Below are 24,346 nucleotides of genomic sequence, written 5' to 3'. Positions count from 1 at the left end.
TGTTGGCGCGTTAGATAGACGCGGCCAGACGTGTGCCCTGGTTGATGGCGCGTTTGGCGTCTAGTTCAGCAGCTACATCGGCACCGCCGATCACATGGCAGTTTACGCCTTTGGCTTCCAACGCATCCGCAAGGCTGCGGTCCGAGAGTTGCCCGGCGCAAAGCACAACGGTGTCGCATTCGATGACCGTCGGGTCCGCGCGTTCCTCGCCAAAACTGACATGCAGGCCCTGGTCGTCGATCCGTTCATAGTTCACGCCGCCGACAAAGTTCACGTCCTTCATCTTGAGCGTGGCACGGTGAATCCAACCGGTGGTCTTGCCCAGGCCCTTGCCGTGCGCCTGCTTCTTGCGCTGAAGCAGGGTCACCTGACGGGCAGGTGCATGCGGTTGGGGACCTTCTGGAGCCAGACCCGAGCGGTGCTCGGCCGGGTCGGTCACACCCCATTCCTTCATCCACAGTGGCAGGTTTTCGGTTGGGCTGTCGCCGTCGTGCAGCAGGAATTCCGAGACATCGAAACCAATGCCACCTGCGCCAATCACCGCCACGCGGTCGCCCACGGGTGCCTTGTGGCGCAGCACGTCGATGTAGTTGAGGACGTTGTCGCGGTCCTGACCAGGGATACCGGGGTCGCGCGGGGTAACACCGGTTGCGATGATCACCTCGTCAAAGCCGGTAAGGTCGTCTGCGCCGACCTCGCGCCCCAGTTCGACGCTGATGCTCAGATCGGCCATCATGGTGCGGTACCAATCCACAAGGCCCCAGAACTCTTCCTTGCCGGGCACCTGCTTGGCCATGTTGAGCTGCCCGCCGATCTCATCAGCGCGGTCGAACACAGTTACGGTGTGCCCCCGTTCAGCAGCGGCCATTGCGGTGGACAGCCCCGCCGGACCAGCACCGACGATGGCGATGGATTTGGCGGTTTCCGCCTTTTCGATCACCAGTTCTGTCTCGTGGCAGGCACGGGGATTCACCAGACAAGATGTCAGCTTGCCGCCAAAGGTGTGATCAAGGCAGGCCTGATTGCAGGCAATACAGGGCGCGATCTTGGCCGCGTCCCCTGCTATGGCTTTGTTGACGAAATCTGCATCAGCCAGCATCGGACGCGCGAGCGAGACCATATCGGCGCATCCGGTGGACAGAACCTCTTCGGCCACTTCGGGTGTGTTGATGCGGTTCGAGGTGATGACCGGGATCGACACCTTGCCCATCAGCTTTTTGGTGACCCAGGCAAATGCCGCACGTGGGACCGATGTGGCGATTGTGGGAATGCGAGCCTCGTGCCAGCCGATGCCGGTGTTCAGGATCGTGGCGCCCGCTTTTTCGATCTCTTGCGCCAGTTGCACCACTTCGTCGTGGGTCGAACCGTTGGGGATGAGGTCAATCATCGACAGGCGGTAGATGATGATGAAATCCGTTCCGACAGCCTCACGCGTGCGGCGCACCACTTCGATGGCTAGGCGCATGCGGTTTTCATAAGAACCGCCCCAGCGATCTTCACGCTTGTTGGTGTGGGTGACCAGGAACTGGTTGATGAAATACCCTTCGGATCCCATGATCTCGACCCCGTCATAGCCCGCTTTCTGGGCCAGAACCGAGGCGTTCACGATGTCGGCGATCTGCTTTTCGATCCCGTCTTCATCCAACTCATTTGGTGGGAACGGAGAGATCGGAGATTTGACCGGACTGGGAGCCACGCATTTGGGGCCATAGGCATAGCGACCCGCATGCAGGATCTGCATCGCAATTTTGCCGCCAGCCTGATGCACGCGGTCTGTGACGATGGAGTGGTTGGCCACATCCTCGTCCGTGGTCATCATCGCAGCACCCGGCAGGACCGAGCCTTCGAGGTTCGGACCAATGCCACCGGTCACCATAAGTGCCACGCCGCCGCGCGCGCGATCAGCATAGAATTCGGCCACCCGGTTCCAGTCACGGGTTTCTTCCAATCCAGTATGCATGGAACCCATCAGCACCCGGTTTTTCAAAGTGGTAAACCCCAGATCCAGCGGCGCCAGCATGTTTGGGTACGCAGTCATTGGCAAACTCTCCCTAATTTGATGCGCAGGATCGCTGCACTGCCGCAGCGAGTCACGTGAAACCTGACGTCAACCGCCCGCCACGTAAACCAGAGGCGCTCCCGCCCCCGCTTCATGCCCTGACGGGCCCTCGCGGCGTTGGGCCGGGCGCCTCGCCTTCGGCTCGGCGCGGCACCGCAGTACGACAGGGCATTGCCTTTGGCCGCGTTCCCGGTCATTTGCTAGACTGACTTTCGAGTAACGAAGAGGCAGCCATGACCCCCGACGAAATCGCCAAACTTCCCTATCGACCCTGCGTCGGGCTGATGTTGATGAATGTCGACGGCAAAGTCTTTGTCGGGCAGCGTAGCGATCGGTACAAGGACGCTTGGCAGATGCCCCAAGGTGGTGTGGACACGGGCGAAGATCCCCGCGATGCGGCCCTGCGAGAGCTGTGGGAAGAGACAGGTGTGACGGCGGATCTGGTCGAGGTGGTGTCCGAGACCGACGGTTGGCTGCCCTATGACCTGCCTCATGACATCGTGCCCAAGATCTGGAAAGGCAAATATCGCGGGCAAGAGCAGAAGTGGTTCCTGCTGCGCTTTACGGGTACCGACGATCAGGTCAATATCCAAACCGAGCACCCGGAATTCACCGAATGGAAATGGCAAGAACCCGACCATTTGATTGATGAGATCGTGCCGTTCAAGCGCGAGGTCTATGCCCAAGTACTCGAGCTTTTTGCAGATCACCTCAAGTGATGCCGCAATATGTGCGCAGATCAAAGAAGCATTGAAAGAGTTAACCCTGATTGAGCTTGCGATTTGGCTAGGCGCGCGCTTTACCGAAACTCAAACCGCAGAAAAAGGGATGCTGGGCTGAAGCTGCTCGGCCGCTTGGTCGTGCAGAGGATCATCAGCCTTTGTCAGCGTTTCCGATACGTCAGATACATATCGATCGGCAAAGTGCAGACCATGTAGTCCTGTGCCTGTCGCCGCAGTTGACCAGGGCGTGCATGATCGCCCATCCGATCGATTTGCAATAGGTTGAGACGTACAGGCTCGACCGTGACTAAGAGCAGCCTCACGGGACCAACAATTGCGACGCGGGGGTCGTGATTCTGGTGATGGCACTTTTTCGTGGCCGCAATCTGCGACTCCAAGGCGCGGGTTTTGTTGATCGTGCCTTGTATTCGTCCGCTTGGGTGCCTTTTGGGGCATATCCTTGGGCTCAACGACATTGGGTACGGGATTTCTGGCCAAACTTCGTTTTGACGAACCCCGCGTAAACTGTGGGCCTAAAGCGCGTTGCTCCAACGTCAGGTTATGGGGCTGGCCGACCTCGATTTTGGGCGCTGATGTGGCAGGTGCGGAACGCGCAAGTGTTCGAAATCCACTTGGAGTACGGTTCGACGCGAAGGGGCAGGTGATTGTATCTGGATTCGTCGCCCGAGTTGGAGCGAATTTCGCGGCTTCACCGGTGAGTGTGCTGGACTACTTGCGCTTAATTGCGATCCAGATCTCAGCGTGCGCTTGGCCCGGGTGTGGTGCGTTCCAAGAAAAGACGAGAATTGAGTCCACTGACATCATCAATTGGGGGCAACCGCGCTGCGGGGGGCAGTAGCCCCGCGCAGCGCCGGCCCAACCAGAGGAGATGCCCCGTGAGGGGCATCGACGATGGGCGGGTGCACCCCCAGTTACAGCAGGCCTGCGTCGCGCAGCAGGTCTTGCATGTTGGCTTCGGGGCGGGGCCCGATGTGGCTGATGACTTCTCGCGCGCAGACGCAACCGATCTTGGCACAGGTTTCCAGATCGCGTCCCGTGGCCAAGCCGAACAGGAACCCTGCCGCAAATTGATCCCCTGCGCCCGTGGCATCGACAGGAACGATCTTTTCAACCGGCACGTCGATCCGCTGACCGTCGCTCAACACCGATACGCCATCGCCCGAACGGGTGCAGACCACCAGCGGGCAGATTTCGGCGGTCTTGGCCAGCGCTGCCTCCAGGTCGTCTGTTTCAAACAGTGACTTGATCTCGTCCTCGTTGCCGATCACGAAATCCAGTTCGTTTTCGATCAGCGACAGGAAATCGGCGCGGTGACGTTCGACACAGAAGGGATCGGAAATGGCTATGCCCGTTTTGCCGCCGCCCTCGTGGCAGTCCCGTGCCGCTTCGAGAAACGCGGTTTTGCCCTTGTCCTTGTCGAACAGGTAGCCTTCTAGGAACATGATCTGCGACTTGCCCGCCACATCCTTGGACACGTCATCGGAACTCAGCTCGGACGAGATGCCCAGATAGGTGTTCATCGACCGCTCACCATCGGGCGAGACAAAAATCATCGAACGCGACGTAGGCAACTCACCGCCCGGCACTGGCGGGTTGACGAAATCGACGCCATCCTCGTTCATCGCATCGGCATAGAAACGCCCCAGAGCATCGTCATGCACCCGGCCGATGAATGCTGCATCCAGCCCAAGCGCACCGGCGCCCGCGATAGTGTTGGCGACCGAGCCACCCGGCGTCTGAACCCGGTTTGCCATCGCTGCATAGAGAACTTCGCCGCGCTCACGTTCGATCAACTGCATGATCCCCTTCTCGATCCCCATGTGATCAAGAAAGCTGTCATCGGATTGGCTGATTACGTCCACAACGGCATTACCGATCCCGACGAGTTGATAGGTCTTCATAGGTTCTTGTCCTCGAACATGCACAAGTCGCGGATCAGGCAGGTGCCACACATCGGCTTGCGCGCTTTACAGTGATACCGGCCATGCAAAATCAGCCAGTGATGGGCGTGAAGCTGAAAGTCAGCTGGAATGTTGTCTTCGACGGCGCGTTCCACGGCATCGACGTCTTTTCCCGGCGCGATACCAGATCGGTTGCCGACGCGAAAGATATGAGTGTCCACGGCTTGCGCAGGTTGATGCCACCACATGTTCAAAACAACATTGGCCGTCTTGCGGCCCACCCCCGGCAGCGATTGTAGCGCCGCGCGGGAATTGGGCACTTCACCGCCGTATTCCTCAACCAGAATGCGGCTCAGCTTGATCACGTTCTTGGCCTTTTGGCGAAACAGACCAATGGTCTTGATATGCTCGGTCAGACCCTCTTCGCCCAGGTCGAGCATCTTTTGCGGTGTATCCGCGATCTTGAACAGTTCCCGCGTTGCCTTGTTCACACCTGCGTCCGTCGCCTGCGCACTCAGCGCTACCGCAACGACCAGGGTGTAGACGTTCACATGTTCCAGCTCCCCTTTGGGCTCTGGCTCTGCTGCCTGGAACCGAGAGAAAATTTCGCGGATCGTATGATAATCAAGTTGCTTTGCCATGATGGCCTTAATGCCGTGGGTGGCGCTTTGGGTAAAGCCGTTCAGGCGGACATCGCATAAAAGAACCCTGAACCCTGCGGCAGGAAGAACACGGCTGGTCCCTGTGCTTGCCGAAATGAAAGTGTTGGGCTGTTCTGGCGCTCAAGTCGTTTTGGTTGGGTCGGTTACAAGAACTCGACGCCTGCGGTCGAAAGATCGTCTTTCACTTTCGACCACTGTTTCGGGTTGGCGGCCAACACGGCTGCGGGATCGATCGAGACCTGATACCCGCGGTTCCGCGCGCCTTGTGCGGTCTTGTTGACGCAATGGCAGCCATCCAGCCCCGTCAGGATCAAATGCCCGACATTATGCTCGGCCAGGTATCGGTCAAGCTCAGGTACAGAAAACGCATCGCCCACTGATTTCACGAACTCGGCGCTTGGTGTCAGGCTCAGTCTAGGGTCAAGCCCCAGCCCATCAGACCCATTGTTTCCGCGGCCATTGTTGAACAAGCCATTCAAAAGGTTGGCCAGCCACCCCTGGAATACGTGTCGGACTACGATGATGGGCATACCAGAGTGCTGGGCATTTGATGTCGAAGCTGAGATTTGCGCAAAGTTTTGCTGCAAGTCGCTCTCTGTCCAGGTGGGCAGAGTGGTAAAGTCCACCTGCATATCTATCACCAAAAGGGCTGTTTCTGTGCGCGCAGACAGGTTGATCTGTGGCCCGGTTGTCGGCTTGCCGATCCTCCGGATATCCCAGATCACGTACAGGACACAGGCTGTCAGTGCTGCGACTACGATCCAGATGATTGTCATTTCAGCTCTCCTTGGCGAGCAAAGCAAAATACTGCGTCAAGGTGATTTGCAGCCTGCAGAATGCGTTAAGGTCTTCGGTGGTCTGCCCCTCGGCAAATGCGATCAATTTGGATGTTTCGTCAGCCCGGATGGCTGAAATGACATCCTTTCCCTTGGCAGTTAGTCGATATCGCCATGATCGGGCACGATCAGGGTTGGGCAGTTTTTCAACCAATTCCGCTGTGACGACTTCTTGCAGAACGCGAGCCACATATTGGCGCTTCATCTGCAATTCCGAACCCAGCAAAGGGGCGGTGGCATCCGGGTGCAAAAATAGGCCTTCCAGGATGGCGCGTTGCCCGACGGTTACTCCGTGTCGGCGGCTGCCTTGTTCAACGGCTGCCGTGATGTTGCGCAGCAAGGGGCGGGTGGCCTGAACGGCTTGGTACAGGTGATCGAGGGTTTGGGTCATACCGGGATCCTAGATTACCCAATTCTGATTCGTCAACTGAGTTGACGAATACTTGCGCAAGTTCCGGGTCGCGTTACAGCGGTCGAGTTCGCTACTGTGAGGTCAATAAGTGAAAGGGTATCGTGATGAACATGCGCACCGGAGAAGAGGGCTATCACTATGGCGTCATGCGTCGGGCCATCGAACTGATTGATCAGGGCGAGGGGAACCTGTCGCTTGAACAGCTGGCGGGTCAGATGAACATGAGCCCCGCGCATTTTCAGCGATTGTTTTCACGGTGGGTCGGTGTGTCGCCCAAGAAGTACCAGCAATACCTCACCCTCGGCCACGCCAAGGCATTGTTGCAGGAGCATTTCACCACGCTTGAGGCCGCGCATAGCGTGGGTTTATCTGGCACCGGTCGCCTGCATGATCTGTTTGTCCGGTGGGAGGCGATGAGCCCCGGCGACTACGCCCGCCATGGGCAGGGTCTTGTGATCTATTGGGGCTGGTTCGAAAGCCCCTTTGGTCCCGCGTTGGTCATGGGCACCGACAAGGGGATTTGCGGGGTTGGCTTTGCGGCCGAAACCACGGCCGAGGCGACAATGGAGGATCTGTTGTCGCGTTGGCCCAAGGCCGAGTTTATCGAAGACCCGATGAGGCTGCGCCCCTGGGTTTTGAACATGTTCAATGCCGCCAGCGATCGGCTGGAGCCAACGCCGCTCTATCTGATCGGCGCGCCCTTGCAGATCAAGGTATGGGAGGCGCTGTTGCGCATCCCATCCGGTCAGGTCACCACCTATTCCGAGATCGCCGAGGCCATCGGCAACCCACGTGCAGTTCGTGCAGTGGGCACCGCAGTGGGTCGCAACCCGATCAGCTGGATTATCCCCTGCCACCGCGCCTTGCGTAAATCTGGTGGCTTGGGTGGCTATCATTGGGGGCTGCCTGTCAAACGGGCGATGCTGGCCTATGAGGCCGCCAGAGCCGAAGCTTGATCCGGGGTTTTGGTGCGTGTGTTTGGGGGCGTTTGGCTTCCTTCCGTTCAGCAATTTCGTTGCGCTCGATTTCCCAGGATTTCGGCGGACGCGGGCGTCTCCAATGGTCCAGGCCCAGGGTCATCAGCGTTGTGTGGTCATAAGAAGACATCTGCACTCTCCAATCAAACGTGTTTGACGGAGAAAAACAGATGCCTCCTGACATCCGGTTGTCAGTGGGGTGTGCTAAGGTGTCAGGATCATCTCGGAGACTCAGATGCATCGATCCAACCGCCTTTTCGAAATCATTCAGATCCTGCGCGCCGCGCCTGGGCCGGTGACGGCGGATACGCTGGCCGAACAGCTCGAGGTTTCGGTTCGCACGATCTACCGCGACATTGCGGCGTTGCAGGCGATGCGAACCCCGATCGAGGGCGAGGCGGGTTTGGGCTATCTGATGCGACGTGGGTATGATCTGCCGCCGCTGAACTTCGATCTGGAAGAGTTGGAGGCGTTGCGGGTCGGTCTGTCGATGCTCGAGCGCACTGGGGACAGCGCCTTGCAACAGGCAGCCAAACGGATTTGTCAAAAGATCGAGGATCTGCACGACCCGGCGGAATGGCTGCAAGTGGCGCCTTGGGGCGCCCCGTTGGACGATGCCGAACGGGGCTGCGTGTCCAAATCGGGTCTGCGTTCAGCCATCCGGCAAGAGCAAAAGCTGCGGTTGACGTACCGGGACGAAGCAAACAAGGAAACGGAACGTGTCGTACGCCCCGTGGCGCTGATCTATCATCTGGAATGCACCATGCTGGCTGCTTGGTGCGAGCTGCGTGGTGGGTTCCGCCACTTTCGTACCGATCGCATTTGGGCTTGCGACTGGCTGGAGCAGCGGTTCGTCGGACAAGGTGCTGCGCTGCGCGAGGTCTGGCATCAGCAGAACCGTTGGGAAGACCGTGACAGAGCCTTTGATCCAACACCCAATGCGCAAGGAACCGCCGAAATCAATTGATTGTCGGTTGAGTGCGCGCCAACAAAACATGATATAGTAGGGATAAGGAAAAGCCCTGTGAACAAGGGCCGTTGAGCAGAAGGTGACCCTATGTCGATCTCGAAAACCTCGTTGGCCGTGCTGATGGGCGCGGCTGTTACCCTTGCCGCGTGTACCGATCCGGCGCAATTGGGCGTTCAAACCGATCCCAAGCAGAACACCAAACAGGGGGCCATCGCCGGTGGTATTTTGGGTGCGGGCATTGGTGCCATTACCGGTTCGTCCGCCAAATCGGCGATTGTTGGCGCGGCTGCTGGTGCCTTGGCGGGTGGCGCAATCGGGTCAGTTCTGGACAAACAAGCCGCTGACCTTCGGCAGGAACTGGCCAACGATGGGATTACCATCACCAACACCGGTGACCGTCTGATCGTTTCGGTGCCAAATGACATCACTTTTGACACCGACAGCTCTTCGGTGCGGCCTGCCTTGCAATCCGACTTGGACAAGGTCGCGCAGAACCTGCTGAAGTATCCTGAAAGCAGCGTCCAGATCATCGGCCATACTGACAGCGACGGTGCCGCAGAGTACAACCAAGGCCTGTCTGTACGACGCGCCAATGCGGTGGCTGATGTCATCCAGGCCGGTGGTGTGCCTTACAATCGGATCTCTACCATCGGTCGGGGCGAAGATGACCCGATTGCGTCGAACCTGAACGAGGCGGGCAAGGCCCAGAACCGCCGGGTCGAAATCGTGGTCATCCCCACCAACGCGTGAGGCTTGCCTTGATGGATCACGTGCTGACGTGATCCGGACCAAGCCAGAATTGCGGACATGCCACTTTCCCGTCGCCTCGGCGGCGGGATCGATTTCTCTGGTCGTGGGCTAGGTGCGTCGTGCTCGATCCAAGACCCAATTTATCCCGCGCAGATAGTCATCAATCGTCAACGTGTCAGTTTCGTCGCTTGCTGCCGAAAGAACAAATCCATGCGTGTAGTCGATGAGTAGGTGCAACAGAACACTGCCAGCATCGCCGTCATTCAGGTCTTTTGTGCATGTTCCCAATGCGCCGGTCACATGTTTCAGATCGACACTCATCAAAGAGGGGTCACTTAGAACTGCACGCAGTAGATGCGCGTTCGCAAGGGCCCGGGTGTAGTACGCGGTCAGGATTTGCCGTACCCGATCTGATGCCGTTGCCCCGTCGACCTGACCCAGGGTGTCTTTGAACGCTACTGCCACCAAGTCAGCCAAAAGCTGTTGCCTGCTCCCGGAATGATAGGTGACGGCCATCGGCGTGACACCCAACTGATCCGCCAATGTGCGAAAGCTCAGCGCCTCAATGCCGTCTCGTTGGACGATCGGCAGAGCGACTTCGATAATTCGGGCCTTGGAGATTTTCTGGTCCGAAGCTTTCGGACGTCCCACCTTAGAGCGGGCGTTCATTCAGTTTTGACCCGATAGACCAAATCGACCAATCCGGACGGGAAACTGGTCGCAGATTGCAATTCCAGATCAATATCGTGGTCTATGTCGCCGAAAATCCGGATGCCATCACCAATCAGAATTGGAATCATGGAGACTTTCATATCGTTGATAAGACCGGCCTTTAGAAACGATTGAATGATTGCTCCGCCATCCACATAAACGCGTTCGAACCCTCGTTCGGCAAAGCTCTCCCAAAGGTCTTTTGGTGCAGCGGTCGAAAACTCGACCTTGTCGCGCAGGTCGCTTGGCAGGTCGTCCTTTGTCATGCTCCGACTAAGGACAACGACGGGTTTGTCGTACGGCCACATGTCAAACCCCAGAACCGTACGAAGTGATCCGGTTCCCATCACCAACACATCAACGCTGTCCATGAAATCGACAAACCCATGATCCTCGTTGCCGGAGGGTTGTTTGAACAACCAATCAAGAGCGTGATCCTTTCGCGCGACAAACCCGTCCAAGGTCATCGCCATCATGATGTGTCCAGTTGTCATGTGCGCCCCGTGATTAATATTTATACGGCATATAAAAAAATAGTCAACTCAAGGTCAAGGCAGAGATGCGGACAGAGCCCGCAGCACCCCTCAGTGCGTTTGAATACTGTCATTACGCCACGTTCTCTTCGTCCTGCGAAATTTCGAACAGCCCCTGCGCGCGGGTTGGGGTTGGTCCTGAACCACGGCTTGCTAAATAGGGCACAGTTACAAAACCGGAGTTATTCAAGATGTCCGCACCCGTTCTTTTGGGCCTGTCAGGCTCGCTGCGCAAAGATGCAACAAACCGCAAGCTGCTGCGTGAGGCCGCGCGCCTGTTTGATGCCCAGACCTATGTCGAGGCGAATCTGAACCTGCCGCTTTATGACGGAGATCTTGAGGATGCAGAGGGCGTTCCAGCCGCAGTTCAAGCGTTGGTCGATCAAATCGCAGCCGCCGATGCAGTCGTGATTTCGACCCCTGAATACAACAAGGGTCCGTCCGGTGTTCTGAAAAACGCGTTGGACTGGGTCAGCCGCACTGGGTCGAACCCTTGGGCGGACAAGCCGGTTGCAGTTATGTCAGCTGCCGCCGGGCGGGCGGGCGGTGAGCGCGCGCAGATGGTGTTGCGCGGTTTCATGGTCCCGTTCCAACCGCGCATTTTGCAAGGTCCGGAGGTTCATCTGGCGAATAGCTCGAACGAGTTTGACGAGAACGGTCAGCTGTCCAGCGCGCAGTACACCAAGACGCTGCAGGCATTGATGGACAAGTTGCGGGCCGAAATCGCGCGCTAGGCAACGGTTCCGATCTCGATCAGATTGCCGTCGGGATCACGAATGTAGAGAGACATGATCGGGCCGGTTGCTCCTGTACGGGCGACCGGCCCGTCTTCGATTGGGACGCCCAACTGCGATAGGTGGCGGGTCCAGTTCTCTAACGTTTGATTCGTGAGAAAACACAGGTCGGCTGAGCCGGGTGCGGGGTGCTGCGCCTTTGGTTCAAAGGGACGCTCGGCGGGGTGAAGGTTGATTTTTTGATTTCCGAACTTGAGCGCGGTACGAGTGGACCCGTCCGCTGGATGAAATTCTTCGGCCTGCATTCCCAGAACATTCGAATAGAAGGCGACTGTTGCGGGAATATCGTCGACAGTCAGAACCAGGTGATCGAGTGTGGAAACGTCAGGCATGGATTGTCCTTTGCGGTGATCTGCATAAAGTGCCTGCTATGACATCGACTGACCAGACAGAAACTCAGACCGAGATCCAAGGCGACGTGATGGATCCGGCCCGCGCGGCCGCGTTTCAGGTCGCTTTGGGGCAAGACCCCACAACTGCGACCGGTTCACCCCTCCCTCCTTTCTTTCATCAGCTCTATTTCTGGACCCCACGTCCACCCGATGGGCTGGGACGCGACGGTCATCCGCTGGTGGGGGGCGGGTTGATACCAGACATGGGGTTGCCGCGAAGGATGTGGGCTGGGGGGCGACTGACATTCTCGGCGCCTCTGCGGGCTGGGGTTGCGGCAGAACGGCGATCCGTTCTGGAAAGCGTCACGTCAAAGGTTGGGCGTACAGGGCCGCTGGCCTTTGTCACCCTGCGGCACGACATCTGGCAGGATGGTGTGTTGTGCCTGAGCGAATGGCAGGATCTGGTTTATCGCGAAGATCCCCTCGAAAATGCGCCAAAACCTGTCCCGCCTTCAGCGCGCACAGATGAAACTGACATGCAAGCTGCCCGTTTCGATTCAACTTTCCTGTTTCGCTATTCGGCACTGACCTTCAATGGGCACCGGATCCACTATGATCTGGATTATGCCCGCGATGTGGAAGGCTACTCAGGGCTTGTGGTGCACGGCCCGCTTCTGGCGCAGAAACTGATGTTGCTTGCGACCGAAGTGTTGGGGCCGCTGGCAACGTTCTCGTTCCGCGCCTCGTCCCCTTTGATGCATTTCGAACAGGCGGAGTTCTGTCTTAGCGGCAATGACCTATGGGTTCGAGGACCGGACGGACGCCAATGCATGCAGGCGCGTGCCGCCCCGATTGCTTGAGCCTCGCGTATTGCGAGTAAGTCAACGGCGGGGTGCTCCCGCGCCCGAGCCATCCTGACTGCGTCAGCCCGGCTAGCGGACTTGGGCCGGGCGCCGCGCTACGCGCGGCGCGGCACCGTCTGGCGTGCCGTTTTTGCCAAAGTCGCCAACTGCCGAGCGAAGCGAGGCCGGGCCCAACGGGAGGAGGTTTTTCGTCAGAAAAATTGACGACGGGCGGGAGCGCCCCCGCCTCACACGGTGTCCTTTCGAATGACGCACGTCACAGGCTTCTTTCTGGTCGGAAATCCTCGGGAATACCGTCGCGCGACTCCAAAACCAGATCGGCCATCACATTGGCCACTTTGGGAGCCATGCCAAAGCCGATTTTGAAGCCACCATTGGCGATGAACTGGCCTGGGCGCAAGGGATGCCCCCCCAGTATCGGCGCCCGGCTTTTGGATCGAGGGCGGACGCCCGCCCAGCGTTCGATAACCTCTGCCCCATGCAACAAAGGTAGAGTTTGAACGGCGCGGTCCAGCACATCGTCCAGCTGTTTGTCCGTCGTATCCGGCGCGTCAAATTCCCGTTCAGAGGTCGACCCGATCGCCAATGTCCCGTTTGCGTGCGGGATGAAATGCAGTGCATCCGCAAAGAGCTGTGGGACCTTTCCGGCGTCAAATCGCAACAAGGCGGCTTGTCCCTTGACGCCATTGCCGACCGTTTTGCCCATGGCCTGGGACAGTTCTTGCAAGCCTACCACGCCAGTCGCATGCACGACCTGGCCTTCGTCCACTCCTTCCGCTTCAATTTCGACGCCGAGAGTTTGCAGCGCCGCGACCAGCGCCGCACAGGCCTGGCGCGGATGCATCCGAGCGCTCAGAGTGTCATGGATGACGAAGCCCGTAGGGCTTGGGGGGCACCAGCCGCCCATGTCCGACACAGCCATGACTTGCCAGACCGCCTTGCCTTGCCACAGCGCCTTGGCCGTCTCAGAACGCTTGTGCGCCAGGTCCAGCGTGCGGGCATCCGCAATGGGTTGCAGCCGTCCAAGGCGTGCGTATCCGGGCGATACACCGCCAACCGCTTCGACTTGAGACCAAAACCCCTCGGCCATGATCAGACTGTCGAATTGAAAGGCTTTCTTGGCATTCCAGTTCTCGGGGACATGCGGAGCCAAGGCCCCGACCAGCCCGCCGCTGGACCCTGCACCAGGGCCAAATGGGTCGATCACCTGAACCTTTGCGCCACGTTGCGCGCAGGTCCAAGCGATGGACAGGCCAAAGATCCCGGCCCCACGTATCGTCACATCTGCCATTGCCAATTTCTGCCGCCTTCGTCAGTGTCGCGCTGTTTCACCAGCACTTAGGGGATAATAGCATGGCTGACCAGCACGCTCAGTTAAGTTGGAAAGACGAGACCATCCCCGTCTCTGACCGATTTGATGATCCCTATTTTTCGCTCCAGAACGGGTTGGAGGAGACGCGACATGTGTTTCTGGCGGGCAACGACCTGCCTGCGCGGTTTGCACCCGGCTTCCATATAGCCGAGCTTGGTTTTGGCACCGGGTTGAACATGTTGACCACCTGGGCCGCTTGGGAGCAATCGGGACAGACCACGCCGTTGCGCTTTACCAGTTTCGAGGCCTTCCTCATGGACGCCGTCGACATGGAACGCGCCTTGGCAGCCTTTCCCGAGCTGTCGGACTATGCCACGCGGTTCCTTGATGCCTGGACCGGTGAGCCTTGTGATCTGGACACGGTTCAGATTGAGGTGATCCAGGGGGATGCCCGCGATACGCTGGCAAGGTGGGAGGGAAAGGCGGATGCCTGGTTCCTTGATGGTTTCTCGCCCGCCAAGAACCCCGAACTTTGGGAGTCGGATTTGATGGCCCATGTCGCAAACCATACAGCACCGGGCGGCACAGCTGCCACATATACCGCAGCAGGTTTTGTGCGCAGGGGGCTTGAGGCGGCGGGTTTTACCGTCACACGCAGCCCTGGATACGGACGCAAACGGCATATGACACGGGCAGTTTTGGATTGACGCAAAAGAACAACATCCCTGCGGGCATTGGCCTCATGCTGGGCGCAACTGTGGTTTTCGCCCTGCAGGACGGCATTTCGCGCCATCTGGCGGGCACCTACAACACCTACATGGTGGTGATGATCCGCTATTGGTTCTTTGCTGCCTTTGTTGTGGCTTTGGCTGCGCGTGCGCCCGGTGGCGTGCGCGAGGCCGCGCGAACTGACCAACTGCTGTTGCAGATTTTTCGCGGGGTTTTGTTGGCGGGTGAGATCTGCGTCGCTGTCTATGGCTTTACCATCCTTGGCTTGATCGAAAGCCAGGCCGTTTTCATCTGCTACCCGCTTCTTGTTGCGGCCCTTAGCGGGCCCGTTTTGGGCGAGAAAGTCGGTTGGCGCCGGTGGGCTGCGATCGGGGTTGGTTGCATAGGTGTACTGATCATTCTGCAACCTGGGATGGGCGTGTTCAATCCGGCGGCGATTATTCCGCTGATCTCGGCCTTGATGTTTGCACTCTATGGCCTGCTCACCCGCTATGCCGCGCGCAAGGACGGCACTGCGACATCATTTTTCTGGACCGGTATCGCGGGGGCCGTGGTCATGACCGCAATTGGGATGTGGTTCTGGGAACCGATGGAACCTGCAGATTGGGGCTGGATGGCATTGCTGTGCATTTCGGGCGTGTCCGGGCATTGGTTGCTGATCAAATGCTATGAAATGGCCGAAGCGAGCGCGGTGCAGCCCTTTGCCTATTTCCACCTATTGTGGGCTGCGATGCTGGGCATTGCGATCTTTGGCGAGACGTTGCGCGACGCCGTGGTCATCGGCACCGCACTGATCGTGGGGGCGGGTCTATTCACTCTCTGGCGCGAACGCGCGCAAAGTCGATCCTGACAGCTCTTTCGAGAACGGGATGGGCAGGGGATCCTTACCTAACCGAGCGCGGTAAACCGGCAGGCTTTCTGTCACGCGCATCACGTAATTGCGGGTCTCGTTGAACGGGATGTGTTCGATCCAGTCGATTATGTCCGGCGTGCCTGTGCGCGGATCGCCAAAGCGCTCCATCCAAGAAATAGGTCGGCGGGGACCTGCGTTGTAGCCCGCCGACATCATCACCACGTTGCCGACGAAATCACCTGCAAGACCGGCCAGATAGTTGGCCCCAAGCACGGCATTGTATTCCCAATCCCGCGTCAACCGGTCGGTCTTGTGCCCGCCGAGCAACCCTAGATCGGTGGCCACCAGCTTGGCTGTGGCCGGCATCACCTGCATCAATCCACGCGCGCCGGCCCCGCTGATGACAACGGGATCGAACTCACTTTCGCGCCGTGCGATGGCAAGGGTCATTTCCTCGGCCATTGGCAGCTCTTTGCTGGCCACCGGGTGCAGCGGATAGTAGGCCGCCGGAATGACAAGACCGCTGCGCGCTGCGCGTTTGGCGATCATGACGGCCAAGTGGGGTTGACCCATGTCGATGACCATATCGCCCAGCTGGGCGGCCTGTTCCGGCGGCAGATCTTCGACCAGATGGGTCAGGAACCGTTCGGCAAGGTTGGCCTCACCTGCGCTCAGCAGCAGAAGAGAGGCCTCAAGCACACTGGTCTTCATGAAAGGGGCTTCGCGCCAAGGCGGGTTCTTTGGGGGATTCGCCAGGTCCGCATCAAACTCGCGCCCGATCTGTTCGGCCGCCAACAGTCCATAGAACGACGTTTGATACTTTGCCCCATCCGCATAGGCCGCTTGCGCCTTGTCGATGTCGCCCATCTCGGCATAGGCGCGCCCCCTCCAATACCCGCCGCGCCCCTTTGAGATGGGCGAAGCGATGGCGGCATCGAAGTTTTCGAAATGCTTGGCGGCGGTTGCTGGATCGCCCAGTTTGCGCAGCGCAATGAAACCGGCCAGCCACTCCAGATCGGCATAGGCATAGCCCATTTCAGGCGTCATGTGGTGACGCGCGGCAACGCGATAGGCCCGCTGGTGATTGCCCTGCCGCATTTCCAGTCGCGCCAATCTGCGCCGACGCGGAGCCCATTTGTCGGGCTCGCCCAATGCCTCGGGGCTGGTCGAGCGTTCCAGCATCAGATCAACGGCGCTCTCATCCAGTTCCTTGCGATCGCGCCAAACAAAGCGTTGATACGCCAGCCCGGGCGAACCCATCAGCTCTTTTGGGATCGCCGTGATTTTGGTGTCCACCCCAGGTGCCATTTCGAACAGGGCGATCCGCGCCTCGGCCAAGTTGCGTTGCCCTTCGCTGACCAGCGGTAGCATGCGTTTCGAGCTGATCATGTGCTCGTCCCAGATCAGCCGGTCCAGCCGTGCGGCGTGATGCGGTTTCAGCAGCTTGTCGAAGTTTTCCAGATAGTCCTTTTGTAACCCGCTGCCCATCGGCATTGTGCGCCAGGCCTTGACCAGTTCCGCCTCGGCATCGCCGCGCTGCCCTTTGGCCATCAAGGCGGCGGCATAGTTCAGCGCGCCTTCGGCTGTTTGTGGTGGCACCTCGGCATAGAATTTCAGCACCCGATCCGGGTCGGCGTTGGTGAAGGACGGCTCGCTCTTGCGGCGCAGGAAGTCCAAGCCTGGCCAATCAGGTCGCCGTTCCAGAAACACCACCACATCGCCCGAGGTTCCGAACCCCTTGCGCAGCCAATGCCAGACGATGATGTCGCGTGGCACAGAACCCCGGCGGCCCGATACGCGCAACGCCTCGTTCCAATCGCCGGCCCGCATTTCCTTGAGCCCAAGCTTCAGATCATCGACCGGACCTGCCCAGGCAGAGCCCAACATTGCAGTGCCAAGCAGGATTAGGGCCATAACAGCGGCCAGAACGCGCGTCATCACTTGCATTTCCCGATCAACCAAGGCTAGAGCCTTTTACGTTAAGCCGTGTTCGGCCGGGATCAACACACAATCCCGAAAGAATGCAAGTTCGGCGGGCCTCTGCCCGCGTTGCCAACCAGGGAGCATCCCAATGTTCACAGGCTCTATGCCAGCCCTCGTCACCCCGTTCCTCAATGGTGAGTTGGACCTGGATAAGCTCAAACACCTGGTGGAATGGCAGATCAGCGAAGGTTCGACCGGCCTTGTACCTGTCGGGACCACCGGCGAAAGCCCGACGTTGAGCCATGACGAACACGAAGCAGTTATTGCCGAGGTGGTCAAAGCTGCCGCTGGCCGCGTGCCGGTCATTGCCGGTGCCGGGTCGAACAACACTGTCGAGACGATTCGCTTTGTCGAGTTTGCAGCGCGTGTTGGAGCGGATGCAGCTCTGGTCGTGACGCCCTATTACAACAAGCCGACACAGCGCGGCATGGTGGCGCATTTCACCGCAGCACATGACTGCGCCGAAATCCCGATCATCATCTATAACATCCCCGGCCGTTCGATCGTCGACATGACGCCGGACACCATGGGTGAGCTGGCCCAGCTGCCACGCATTGTGGGCGTCAAGGATGCCACTGGCGACATCGCTCGTGTGAGCCAGCAGCGCGCGTCCTGCGGCGCGGACTTCTGCCAGCTGTCGGGGGAGGACGCCACCGCGCTTGGCTTCAACGCGCATGGTGGTGTGGGCTGCATCTCGGTCACGGCCAACGTGGCACCGAAACTCTGTGCCGAGTTCCAGCAGGCGACACTGGCGGGCGACTATGCCAAGGCGTTGGAGTATCAGGACAAGCTGATGCCGCTGCACGAGGCGATCTTTATCGAGCCCGGTCTGGTCGGCGCAAAGTACGGCCTGTCGAAACTGGGCCTGTGCAGCGAAGAGGTCCGCTCGCCGTTGACCGGTCTGGAAGACAGCACCAAAGCTGCCATCGACGCGGCCATGGCGCACGCAGGCCTTCTGTAAGAATCAAAACCCCCGCTGCCCGTCGCGACGGGGGTTACTCCAAGACCTGGGCAAGATGCCGGGTCTTGTCGGGATTGCGGGTCATGTAAATCTTGGCAATCCGTCCTTCTTCGATCTCAAATGACGCCGCTTGCAGAATGCCACCGGGTTCTCGGCTGACGATCGCGGGCTGCCCGTTCAATTCGCACATTGTCCAGCGAAGCCCCGGATAGCCCGCCGTCTTGCGCGCCAAACCAACAAAGAAGCGGATGACCTTGTCTCGTCCAAGGATCGGGTTGAGAGTGGCCAGAACCTTGCCGCCACCGTCAGAATGCAGGCGCACCCCCTGAGCCAGCAGTTGGGTCAGAGCGCCCGTATCCCCGCTCTTTGCCGCCGAAAAGAACGCGTTGATCATATCGCGTTCTGTGGCGTCATCGACCCGCGTGCGGGGCTTGTTCTGCTGCACATGCTTGCGCGCACGGCTCACAAGCTGTCGACAAGAAGCGACATTTCGATCCAGCGCCAAGGCCAGCTCATCATAACTGTGTTCGAACACGTCATGCAGCAGGAAGGCCGCTCGCTCCAGCGGGGTCAGACGCTCCAGTGAAAGCAGCAGCGCAATCGACACGTCGCGGTCCAACCGTTCGGTTGCGTCATCGGTCACCAGCGGTTCTGGCAGCCATTCCCCGGTGTAGGCTTCGCGCCGCGTCTTGGCGGCGCGCAGATGATCCAGACACAGCCGCGTCGTGATCCGAATTAGATAACCGGTGCTGTCTTGCACATGCTCCTGATCGGCGCGTTGCCAGCGAAGATATGCCTCCTGCACGATGTCCTCGGCATCACTGACGGTGCCCAGCATACGGTAAGCAACCGCGAACAAACGCGGCTGCAAATCGACAAATGCCTGATCTTGAATGTCCGTCAGGGGGTGGGTCACGTGGCAGAGGCCTCCTGTTCAACAGGATGCGGGGTGGCAAAGCCGATGGCAATCCGGTTCCACGCATTGATCGTCGTGATCAGCAGGGTCAGGGCAACTTGTTCGACCTCGTCGAAATGCCCGGTCATGGCGGTGTAGGTCGCATCCGGTGCGCCGGTCCGGTCGATGCGGGTCAGGTCCTCGGCCCATGCAAGGGCTGCACGTTCCCTGTCGGAATAGAGCGGGGATTCGCGCCAGGCGTTCAGCAGGTGCATCCGGTCCTCTCTCTCACCATGCGCGCGGGCGTCGTGGGTGTGCATGTGGATGCAATATGCACAGCCGTTGATCTGCGAGACGCGCAGTTTGACCAACTCGATCAGGCCATGATCAAGGGGCGAGGCTTTGACCGCTTCTTCCATATCCAGCATGGGCTGCATCAGGGTCGGGGCGGCGGCAAAAGGGTTCGGACGTGGGTGCATGGTTTGCTCCTGTTGTTGGGTCACATACCAACAGGACGGAGCAGCGCGTGTGTTTGTGACATCCCCGCGAAAAAAAGAGCCTCGAAACCGAGGCTCTTTTTCAGAATTCAGCGTTTGCCGTAGTAGAGGCCGACGACATGTTCGGCCTGGGCAAAGAACAGCCAGCGCGAGGTGGCGATCCCGGCCAGGTGCGACAGCACCGCGATCAGTGCACCAAAGTGATGCGGCGAGATCAGCAGGATCAGAATCGGCAGGACAAAGGCCAACACGAAGGAGATGACCCGCAGCTTGGCCGCGTGCTTGCGGCCCACCACATGCACGAACTCGCGCAGCAGATAGTTGGTGCCGGTATGCGGCGGTTCAAATGCGCGCACGGTGCCGCGTGAGCCCAGACCCGTTGCCGTGCCCATGTCGGTGCCCGAGTTGGCGAATGCCTCGTCGCCTTGTTTCCAATAGGCCAGCTGCACCAGCGCGGCGATGGCCAGCAGGATCATGGCCGCGTTGACCTGACCGGCCAGCAAGGCGCCGCCTGCGATCGAGAACGACAGGAACATCGCCGGGGTCAGTTTCATGTTCCAGCGCGGGATGGTTTTGAGCTGGGTGTAGATCATCGAGGTGGTGAAGACCGTCAGCAAGCTGAACAGCGCACCGATCAGACCCAGAGCGGTGTACGTCTCGCCCAGGAACACCAGACCGGCCCCATAGGGCGCCATGACCAGCAGGGCGATGACTGCACACCAGCCCTCGCGGCTGAGCCAGCTGGAGCGCCACTGCGTGAAAGCCTTCATCGCGCGTTCCGGGTGACCCAGGTGAAAGGTCGACGCCATTAGCCCGCCAACCGCCAGCGCATAGGCGATGGCAAAGAAGACAAAGGCGACCCAGCCTGTGACAGCCGGAAAACCCAGGCCAAGGAACATCAGCAGGCCAAAGCCCAGGCCCGACAGGGTGGTGAATACGATAACTGAAGGTGCGGGATGCATCAGGCGTTACCTCCGGGGAGTTTGTCGAGGGCTTTGTCCAGCCAACCCATGAAGCCTTGGGGCTCTTCGGCCACAGGGGCCAGCAAGGGGGCCAGAATGTCGATTTGTTCTTCGATCGTGTCCTTGGGACGGGGCGGCAGGTATTTGTTGACTGGTTTGGTGCCTTGTTCGGGCATCAGGTCCATGCCGCCACGCTCTTCGACCAGTTTGGATACGTCGCTGTTCGGGTCGCCCAGATCGCCAAAGTGACGGGCACCGGCTGGACAGGTCCGCACGCAGGACGGGACGCGGTCAACTTCTTCGAGGTTTTCGTTGTAGATCCGGTCAACACACAGGGTGCATTTCTTCATCACGCCTTCGGTCGCGTCCAACTCGCGCGCGCCATAGGGGCACGACCACGCACAGAGGCCACAGCCAATGCAGTCGCTTTCGTTGACCAGAACGATGCCATCCTCGACCCGCTTGTAGCTGGCCCCGGTGGGGCAGACTGTGACGCAGGGCGCGTCTTCGCAGTGCAAGCAGGATTTGGGGAAGTGGATCAGCTGCGCGTGGCCCTGTTCGGGCTGTACCTCAAAGCTGTGCACACGGTTCAGGAATGTGCCCGATGGGTCCGAGCCATAAGCATCTTGATCCGACAATGGCGCACCGTAGTTTTCGGTGTTCCAGCCTTTGCACGAGATCACGCAGGCGTGGCAACCGACACAGGTATCCAGGTCGATCACCAGACCCATTTTGCGGTCAGTGGATTGGGGGAGTTGGGTCATTATTTGCCTACCTTCCACGCCAGGTTCTTGGGACCGGTTCCCACCGGTGATTTGATCGGTTCAAAGACCGGCTGGCTTTCTGCCAGATCCTCGGGTGCGCCTGCCTTTTCGATTTTGACCTTCAGGTCGAACCATGCGGCCTGACCGGTGATCGGGTCCGAATTGGCCCACCGCAGGCCGTCACCCTTGGCGGGCAGCAGCTCGTGGATCAGATGGTTGAGCAGGAAGCCCTTGGTAGCTTCGGGCGCGTCTTCTTCCAACGCCCAGGCACCTTTGCGCTTGCCGATGGCGTTCCAGGTCCAGACGGTGTTGTCGTTCAGCGCCGCCATCTCCATCACCGGCACAGTGATTTCACCGTGGGGCGAGGTGACCTTGGCCCAATCACCGTCTTGCAGACCGTTCTCGCGCATCAGTTTGGTCGGCACATACAGCGGGTTGCGGCCGTGCAGCTGGCGCAGCCAGGCGTTCTGGGTGCCCCACGAGTGGTACATTGCCATCGGACGCTGAGTCAGCGCGTTGACGGTAAAGCCCTCGTTGCCGTGCTGATCGGTTTCGTACCAGATCGGCATCGGGTCCAGCTTTTCCTTGATCCGCTCGCGCAGATGATCCGGGGGCTGGCGGTCGCCATGACCTTCGGCGGCCAGCTGGAATTTGCGCATCGGCTCGGAATAGAGCTGGAACAGATAGGGCTGCGGGCTGTCATAGATACCCATGTCCACGGCCCAGTTCTGATAGGACGTGTTCCAGGGTTTGTAATAATCCGCACCATCCGGGATGTGGGCCACGTAGAACCCGCCGTTTTCGATGTAGCGGTCCAGCTGCTCGGGGTTCACTTCGCCCCGGCCTTCCTTGTCACCGTTTTCACCACGGAAACCTGCGAGCGGGCCGATGCCCGGCTTGCGCTGGTGGTTCACGATGTAGTCGGCATAGTCCTGATACTTGGCGCTGCCGTCTTCGTTGGTGAAACCGGGCAGTTTCATCTTGTTGGCCAGTTGCACCAGAGCGGTCTGGAAGCCGCGCACATCGCGGTCGGGTTCGATCACCGGCCAGCGGATGGCGTCTGCTGCTGCGTCGGCCTCGCAGATCGGACGATCCAGAAGCGAGATACAGTCGTGCCGTTCCAGATAGGTGGTGTCGGGCAGGATCAGATCGGCATAGGCCACCATTTCCGAGCTGTAAGCGTCGGAATAGATGATACGCGGGATGACGTATTCGCCGCTCTCATCCTTATCGGTCAACATCTCCATGACACCTTTGGTGTTCATGGACGAGTTCCACGACATGTTCGCCATGTACATGAACAGCGTGTCGATCTTGTAGGGATCACCCGCATGCGCGTTCGAGATTACCATATGCATCAGCCCGTGGCTGGACATCGGGTTTTCCCAAGTAAACGCCTTGTCGATACGCGCCGGGCTGCCGTCTTCTTTCAATGCCAGGTTTTCCGGGCCACGAACAAAGCCCAGGTGTGGGCCATCGAGCGGCGCATCAGGGGTGACTTTGCAGTGCGGGGCAGGGTGCGCCTCGACCGGTTTGGGGTAAGGCGGCTTGAAGCGGAAGCCGCCGGGAACCTCGACCGTGCCCAGGATGATCTGCAGCACATGCAGGGCGCGGCAGGTCTGGAAGCCGTTGGCGTGGGCCGAAACACCGCGCATCGAGTGCATCGAGACCGGGCGACCGATCATTTTGGTGTGCTTCTCGCCGCGGAAGTCGGTCCACTCTTGGTCCAGCTCAAACGCCTCGTCAAAGGCGACGCGGGCCAGTTCCCCCGCGATGGCGCGGATACGCTCGGCGGGGATGCCGCAGCGCTCGGCCACGGCCTCGGGCGCGTATTCGTCGGACAGATATCGCTCGACCATCCCGTGGAACACAGGGCGGTGCGTGACGCCGTCTTTTTCGTAAGTCGCAGACAGGTCAGGGCGCACGCCGGGTTTGTCGAACGCGGTCAGCTCGCCGGTGTTGCGGTCGATGACCAGTGGCTTGCCATCTGCATCGCGCAGGAACAGGCCCTTGGTCGCGCCTTCGCTGGCGTCGATCAGAACCGGCGCGTTGGTGTAGCGGCTGAGGTAATCCAGGTCGATCTTGCCCGCTTTCATCAGCACGTGGATCATCGACAGAATGAACAGACCATCGGTGCCGGGCGTGATGCCGACCCAATCGTCGGCCACCGCGTTATAGCCCGAGCGGATCGGGTTGACGCCGATCACCCGTGCGCCGCGCGCCTTGATCTTGCCAATGCCGATCTTGATGGGGTTCGAATCGTGATCTTCGGCTACACCGAACAGCATGAACAGTTTGGTGTGTTCCCAGTCAGGCTGACCAAATTCCCAGAACGCGCCGCCCATGGTGTAGATGCCGCCCGCCGCCATGTTGACCGAGCAGAAGCCGCCGTGGGCTGCGTAGTTGGGCGTGCCAAAGTTCTGAGCAAAGAAGCTGGTGAAGGATTGCGATTGGTCGCGACCGGTAAAGAACGCCAGCTTTTCGGGGTTGGTTTTGCGGATCGGCTCCAGCCAGCCGGCAGCGATATCCAGCGCCTCGTCCCAGCTGATTTCTTCGAACTCCCCCGACCCACGCGGGCCAACCCGTTTCATTGGCGCCTTCAGGCGCGAGGGGGCGTTCACCTGCATGATGCCCGCCGACCCTTTGGCGCACAAAACACCCTTATTCACCGGATGGTCGCGGTTGCCTTCGATATAGGCGACCTTGCCGTCCTTCATGTGAACGTTGATGCCGCATCGACACGCGCACATATAGCAGGTGGTCTGCCGGATCTCGTCCGAGACCTTGGGCGAGGTGTCGATCTTAGGTTGCTGGATTGTCATCTGGCGTCCTTCTGTTGGGCGGCGT

The 24,346-nt window shown here is 59.4% G+C and carries 24 protein-coding genes; 9 read left to right on the top strand and 15 right to left on the bottom strand.

The window, feature by feature from the left end; genetic code table 11:
* Positions 1 to 10: 10 nt before the first annotated feature.
* Entirely contained in the window at positions 11 to 2,038 is a 2,028-nt protein-coding gene (locus TRM7615_RS19350; protein ID WP_108790780.1) for an NADPH-dependent 2,4-dienoyl-CoA reductase, read from the bottom strand.
* Positions 2,039 to 2,292: 254 nt separating this feature from the next.
* Between TRM7615_RS19350 and TRM7615_RS19345 the strand changes: the two genes are divergently transcribed.
* Positions 2,293 to 2,778: an RNA pyrophosphohydrolase gene (locus TRM7615_RS19345; RefSeq protein WP_108790778.1), complete on the top strand. Its 486-nt coding sequence runs from the start codon at positions 2,293 to 2,295 to the stop codon at positions 2,776 to 2,778.
* A 935-nt stretch (positions 2,779 to 3,713) separates the two neighbouring features.
* Here TRM7615_RS19345 and TRM7615_RS19335 read toward each other — a convergent pair.
* From TRM7615_RS19335 to TRM7615_RS19320, 4 genes are all read right to left on the bottom strand, one after another.
* The gene (locus tag TRM7615_RS19335; RefSeq protein WP_108790774.1) at positions 3,714 to 4,703 is read right to left on the bottom strand and encodes an adenosine kinase; all 990 of its coding nucleotides are present in this window, start codon (positions 4,701 to 4,703) and stop codon (positions 3,714 to 3,716) included.
* A complete protein-coding gene (gene nth / locus TRM7615_RS19330) occupies positions 4,700 to 5,344 on the bottom strand; it encodes an endonuclease III (protein WP_108790772.1) in 645 nt (214 codons plus the stop codon). Before nth ends, TRM7615_RS19335 begins: the two co-directional genes overlap by 4 nt.
* 164 nt (positions 5,345 to 5,508) lie before the next feature.
* Positions 5,509 to 6,141, bottom strand: coding sequence for a cysteine hydrolase family protein (locus TRM7615_RS19325; RefSeq protein WP_108790770.1), 633 nt, complete (start codon positions 6,139 to 6,141; stop codon positions 5,509 to 5,511).
* A 1-nt stretch (position 6,142) separates the two neighbouring features.
* Entirely contained in the window at positions 6,143 to 6,592 is a 450-nt protein-coding gene (locus TRM7615_RS19320; protein ID WP_108790768.1) for a MarR family winged helix-turn-helix transcriptional regulator, read from the bottom strand.
* A 125-nt stretch (positions 6,593 to 6,717) separates the two neighbouring features.
* Between TRM7615_RS19320 and TRM7615_RS19315 the strand changes: the two genes are divergently transcribed.
* The 3 genes from TRM7615_RS19315 to TRM7615_RS19305 all read left to right on the top strand — a co-directional run bounded on the left by TRM7615_RS19315 (position 6,718) and on the right by TRM7615_RS19305 (position 9,310).
* Entirely contained in the window at positions 6,718 to 7,569 is an 852-nt protein-coding gene (locus TRM7615_RS19315) for a methylated-DNA--[protein]-cysteine S-methyltransferase (protein WP_108790766.1), read from the top strand.
* Positions 7,570 to 7,825: 256 nt separating this feature from the next.
* Positions 7,826 to 8,557, top strand: coding sequence for a helix-turn-helix transcriptional regulator (locus TRM7615_RS19310; protein ID WP_108790764.1), 732 nt, complete (start codon positions 7,826 to 7,828; stop codon positions 8,555 to 8,557).
* Positions 8,558 to 8,647: 90 nt separating this feature from the next.
* Entirely contained in the window at positions 8,648 to 9,310 is a 663-nt protein-coding gene (locus TRM7615_RS19305) for a YiaD family glycine zipper/OmpA-like lipoprotein (RefSeq protein WP_108790762.1), read from the top strand.
* A gap of 108 nt (positions 9,311 to 9,418) precedes the next feature.
* On the opposite strand, the gene TRM7615_RS19300 is transcribed toward TRM7615_RS19305, so the two are convergent.
* Positions 9,419 to 9,979 carry a TetR/AcrR family transcriptional regulator gene (locus tag TRM7615_RS19300; protein WP_108790760.1) on the bottom strand — a complete coding sequence of 187 codons (561 nt, stop codon included), beginning with the start codon at positions 9,977 to 9,979 and terminating at the stop codon, positions 9,419 to 9,421.
* On the bottom strand, positions 9,976 to 10,515 hold the full coding sequence (locus TRM7615_RS19295) for a dihydrofolate reductase family protein (RefSeq protein WP_108790758.1): 540 nt from the start codon (positions 10,513 to 10,515) through the stop codon (positions 9,976 to 9,978). Before TRM7615_RS19295 ends, TRM7615_RS19300 begins: the two co-directional genes overlap by 4 nt.
* Before the next feature lie 230 nt (positions 10,516 to 10,745).
* Here TRM7615_RS19295 and TRM7615_RS19290 point away from each other — a divergent pair, with 230 nt between their 5' ends.
* Positions 10,746 to 11,288 (top strand): NADPH-dependent FMN reductase, encoded by a 543-nt coding sequence (locus TRM7615_RS19290; RefSeq protein ID WP_108790756.1) that lies wholly within the window; start codon positions 10,746 to 10,748, stop codon positions 11,286 to 11,288.
* Here TRM7615_RS19290 and TRM7615_RS19285 read toward each other — a convergent pair.
* A complete protein-coding gene (locus TRM7615_RS19285; protein WP_108790754.1) occupies positions 11,285 to 11,680 on the bottom strand; it encodes a VOC family protein in 396 nt (131 codons plus the stop codon). The two genes, TRM7615_RS19290 and TRM7615_RS19285, sit on opposite strands and share 4 nt — an antisense overlap.
* 38 nt (positions 11,681 to 11,718) lie before the next feature.
* Here TRM7615_RS19285 and TRM7615_RS19280 point away from each other — a divergent pair, with 38 nt between their 5' ends.
* Positions 11,719 to 12,540, top strand: coding sequence for an HTD2 family dehydratase (locus tag TRM7615_RS19280; protein ID WP_108790752.1), 822 nt, complete (start codon positions 11,719 to 11,721; stop codon positions 12,538 to 12,540).
* A 259-nt stretch (positions 12,541 to 12,799) separates the two neighbouring features.
* On the opposite strand, the gene TRM7615_RS19275 is transcribed toward TRM7615_RS19280, so the two are convergent.
* Positions 12,800 to 13,834: an NAD(P)/FAD-dependent oxidoreductase gene (locus tag TRM7615_RS19275; protein WP_108790750.1), complete on the bottom strand. Its 1,035-nt coding sequence runs from the start codon at positions 13,832 to 13,834 to the stop codon at positions 12,800 to 12,802.
* 62 nt (positions 13,835 to 13,896) lie between these two features.
* Here TRM7615_RS19275 and mnmC2 point away from each other — a divergent pair, with 62 nt between their 5' ends.
* Entirely contained in the window at positions 13,897 to 14,562 is a 666-nt protein-coding gene (gene mnmC2, locus TRM7615_RS19270) for a tRNA (5-methylaminomethyl-2-thiouridine)(34)-methyltransferase MnmC2 (RefSeq protein WP_108790748.1), read from the top strand.
* Between the two features lie 35 nt (positions 14,563 to 14,597).
* Entirely contained in the window at positions 14,598 to 15,434 is an 837-nt protein-coding gene (locus TRM7615_RS19265) for a DMT family transporter (protein ID WP_108791063.1), read from the top strand.
* Here the strand turns inward: TRM7615_RS19265 and TRM7615_RS19260 are convergent.
* Positions 15,393 to 17,375 (bottom strand): lytic transglycosylase domain-containing protein, encoded by a 1,983-nt coding sequence (locus TRM7615_RS19260; RefSeq protein WP_108790746.1) that lies wholly within the window; start codon positions 17,373 to 17,375, stop codon positions 15,393 to 15,395. The genes TRM7615_RS19265 and TRM7615_RS19260 overlap by 42 nt on opposite strands.
* Positions 17,376 to 17,508: 133 nt before the next feature.
* Here TRM7615_RS19260 and dapA point away from each other — a divergent pair, with 133 nt between their 5' ends.
* Complete coding sequence (dapA, locus tag TRM7615_RS19255; protein WP_108790744.1) at positions 17,509 to 18,381, top strand: 4-hydroxy-tetrahydrodipicolinate synthase; 873 nt, start codon at positions 17,509 to 17,511, stop codon at positions 18,379 to 18,381.
* 34 nt (positions 18,382 to 18,415) lie between these two features.
* Here the strand turns inward: dapA and TRM7615_RS19250 are convergent, their stop codons facing one another.
* The 5 genes from TRM7615_RS19250 to TRM7615_RS19230 form a co-directional block, all read right to left on the bottom strand.
* Positions 18,416 to 19,297: a sigma-70 family RNA polymerase sigma factor gene (locus TRM7615_RS19250; RefSeq protein ID WP_108790743.1), complete on the bottom strand. Its 882-nt coding sequence runs from the start codon at positions 19,295 to 19,297 to the stop codon at positions 18,416 to 18,418.
* The gene (locus tag TRM7615_RS19245; RefSeq protein WP_108790741.1) at positions 19,294 to 19,755 is read right to left on the bottom strand and encodes a carboxymuconolactone decarboxylase family protein; all 462 of its coding nucleotides are present in this window, start codon (positions 19,753 to 19,755) and stop codon (positions 19,294 to 19,296) included. The genes TRM7615_RS19250 and TRM7615_RS19245 overlap by 4 nt, the downstream gene beginning before the upstream one ends.
* Positions 19,756 to 19,862: 107 nt before the next feature.
* Entirely contained in the window at positions 19,863 to 20,735 is an 873-nt protein-coding gene (locus TRM7615_RS19240) for a dimethyl sulfoxide reductase anchor subunit family protein (RefSeq protein ID WP_108790739.1), read from the bottom strand.
* Positions 20,735 to 21,499 (bottom strand): 4Fe-4S dicluster domain-containing protein, encoded by a 765-nt coding sequence (locus TRM7615_RS19235; protein WP_108790737.1) that lies wholly within the window; start codon positions 21,497 to 21,499, stop codon positions 20,735 to 20,737. Before TRM7615_RS19235 ends, TRM7615_RS19240 begins: the two co-directional genes overlap by 1 nt.
* Entirely contained in the window at positions 21,499 to 24,321 is a 2,823-nt protein-coding gene (locus TRM7615_RS19230) for a molybdopterin oxidoreductase family protein (protein ID WP_108790735.1), read from the bottom strand. The genes TRM7615_RS19235 and TRM7615_RS19230 overlap by 1 nt, the downstream gene beginning before the upstream one ends.
* Positions 24,322 to 24,346: the final 25 nt, after the last annotated feature.

Origin of the sequence: Falsiruegeria mediterranea M17, assembly GCF_900302455.1 — a bacterium.
GTDB lineage: Bacteria > Pseudomonadota > Alphaproteobacteria > Rhodobacterales > Rhodobacteraceae > Falsiruegeria > Falsiruegeria mediterranea.
Note: the sequence above shows the minus strand (reverse complement) of the source record. Positions and strands in the feature narration are given on the sequence as shown.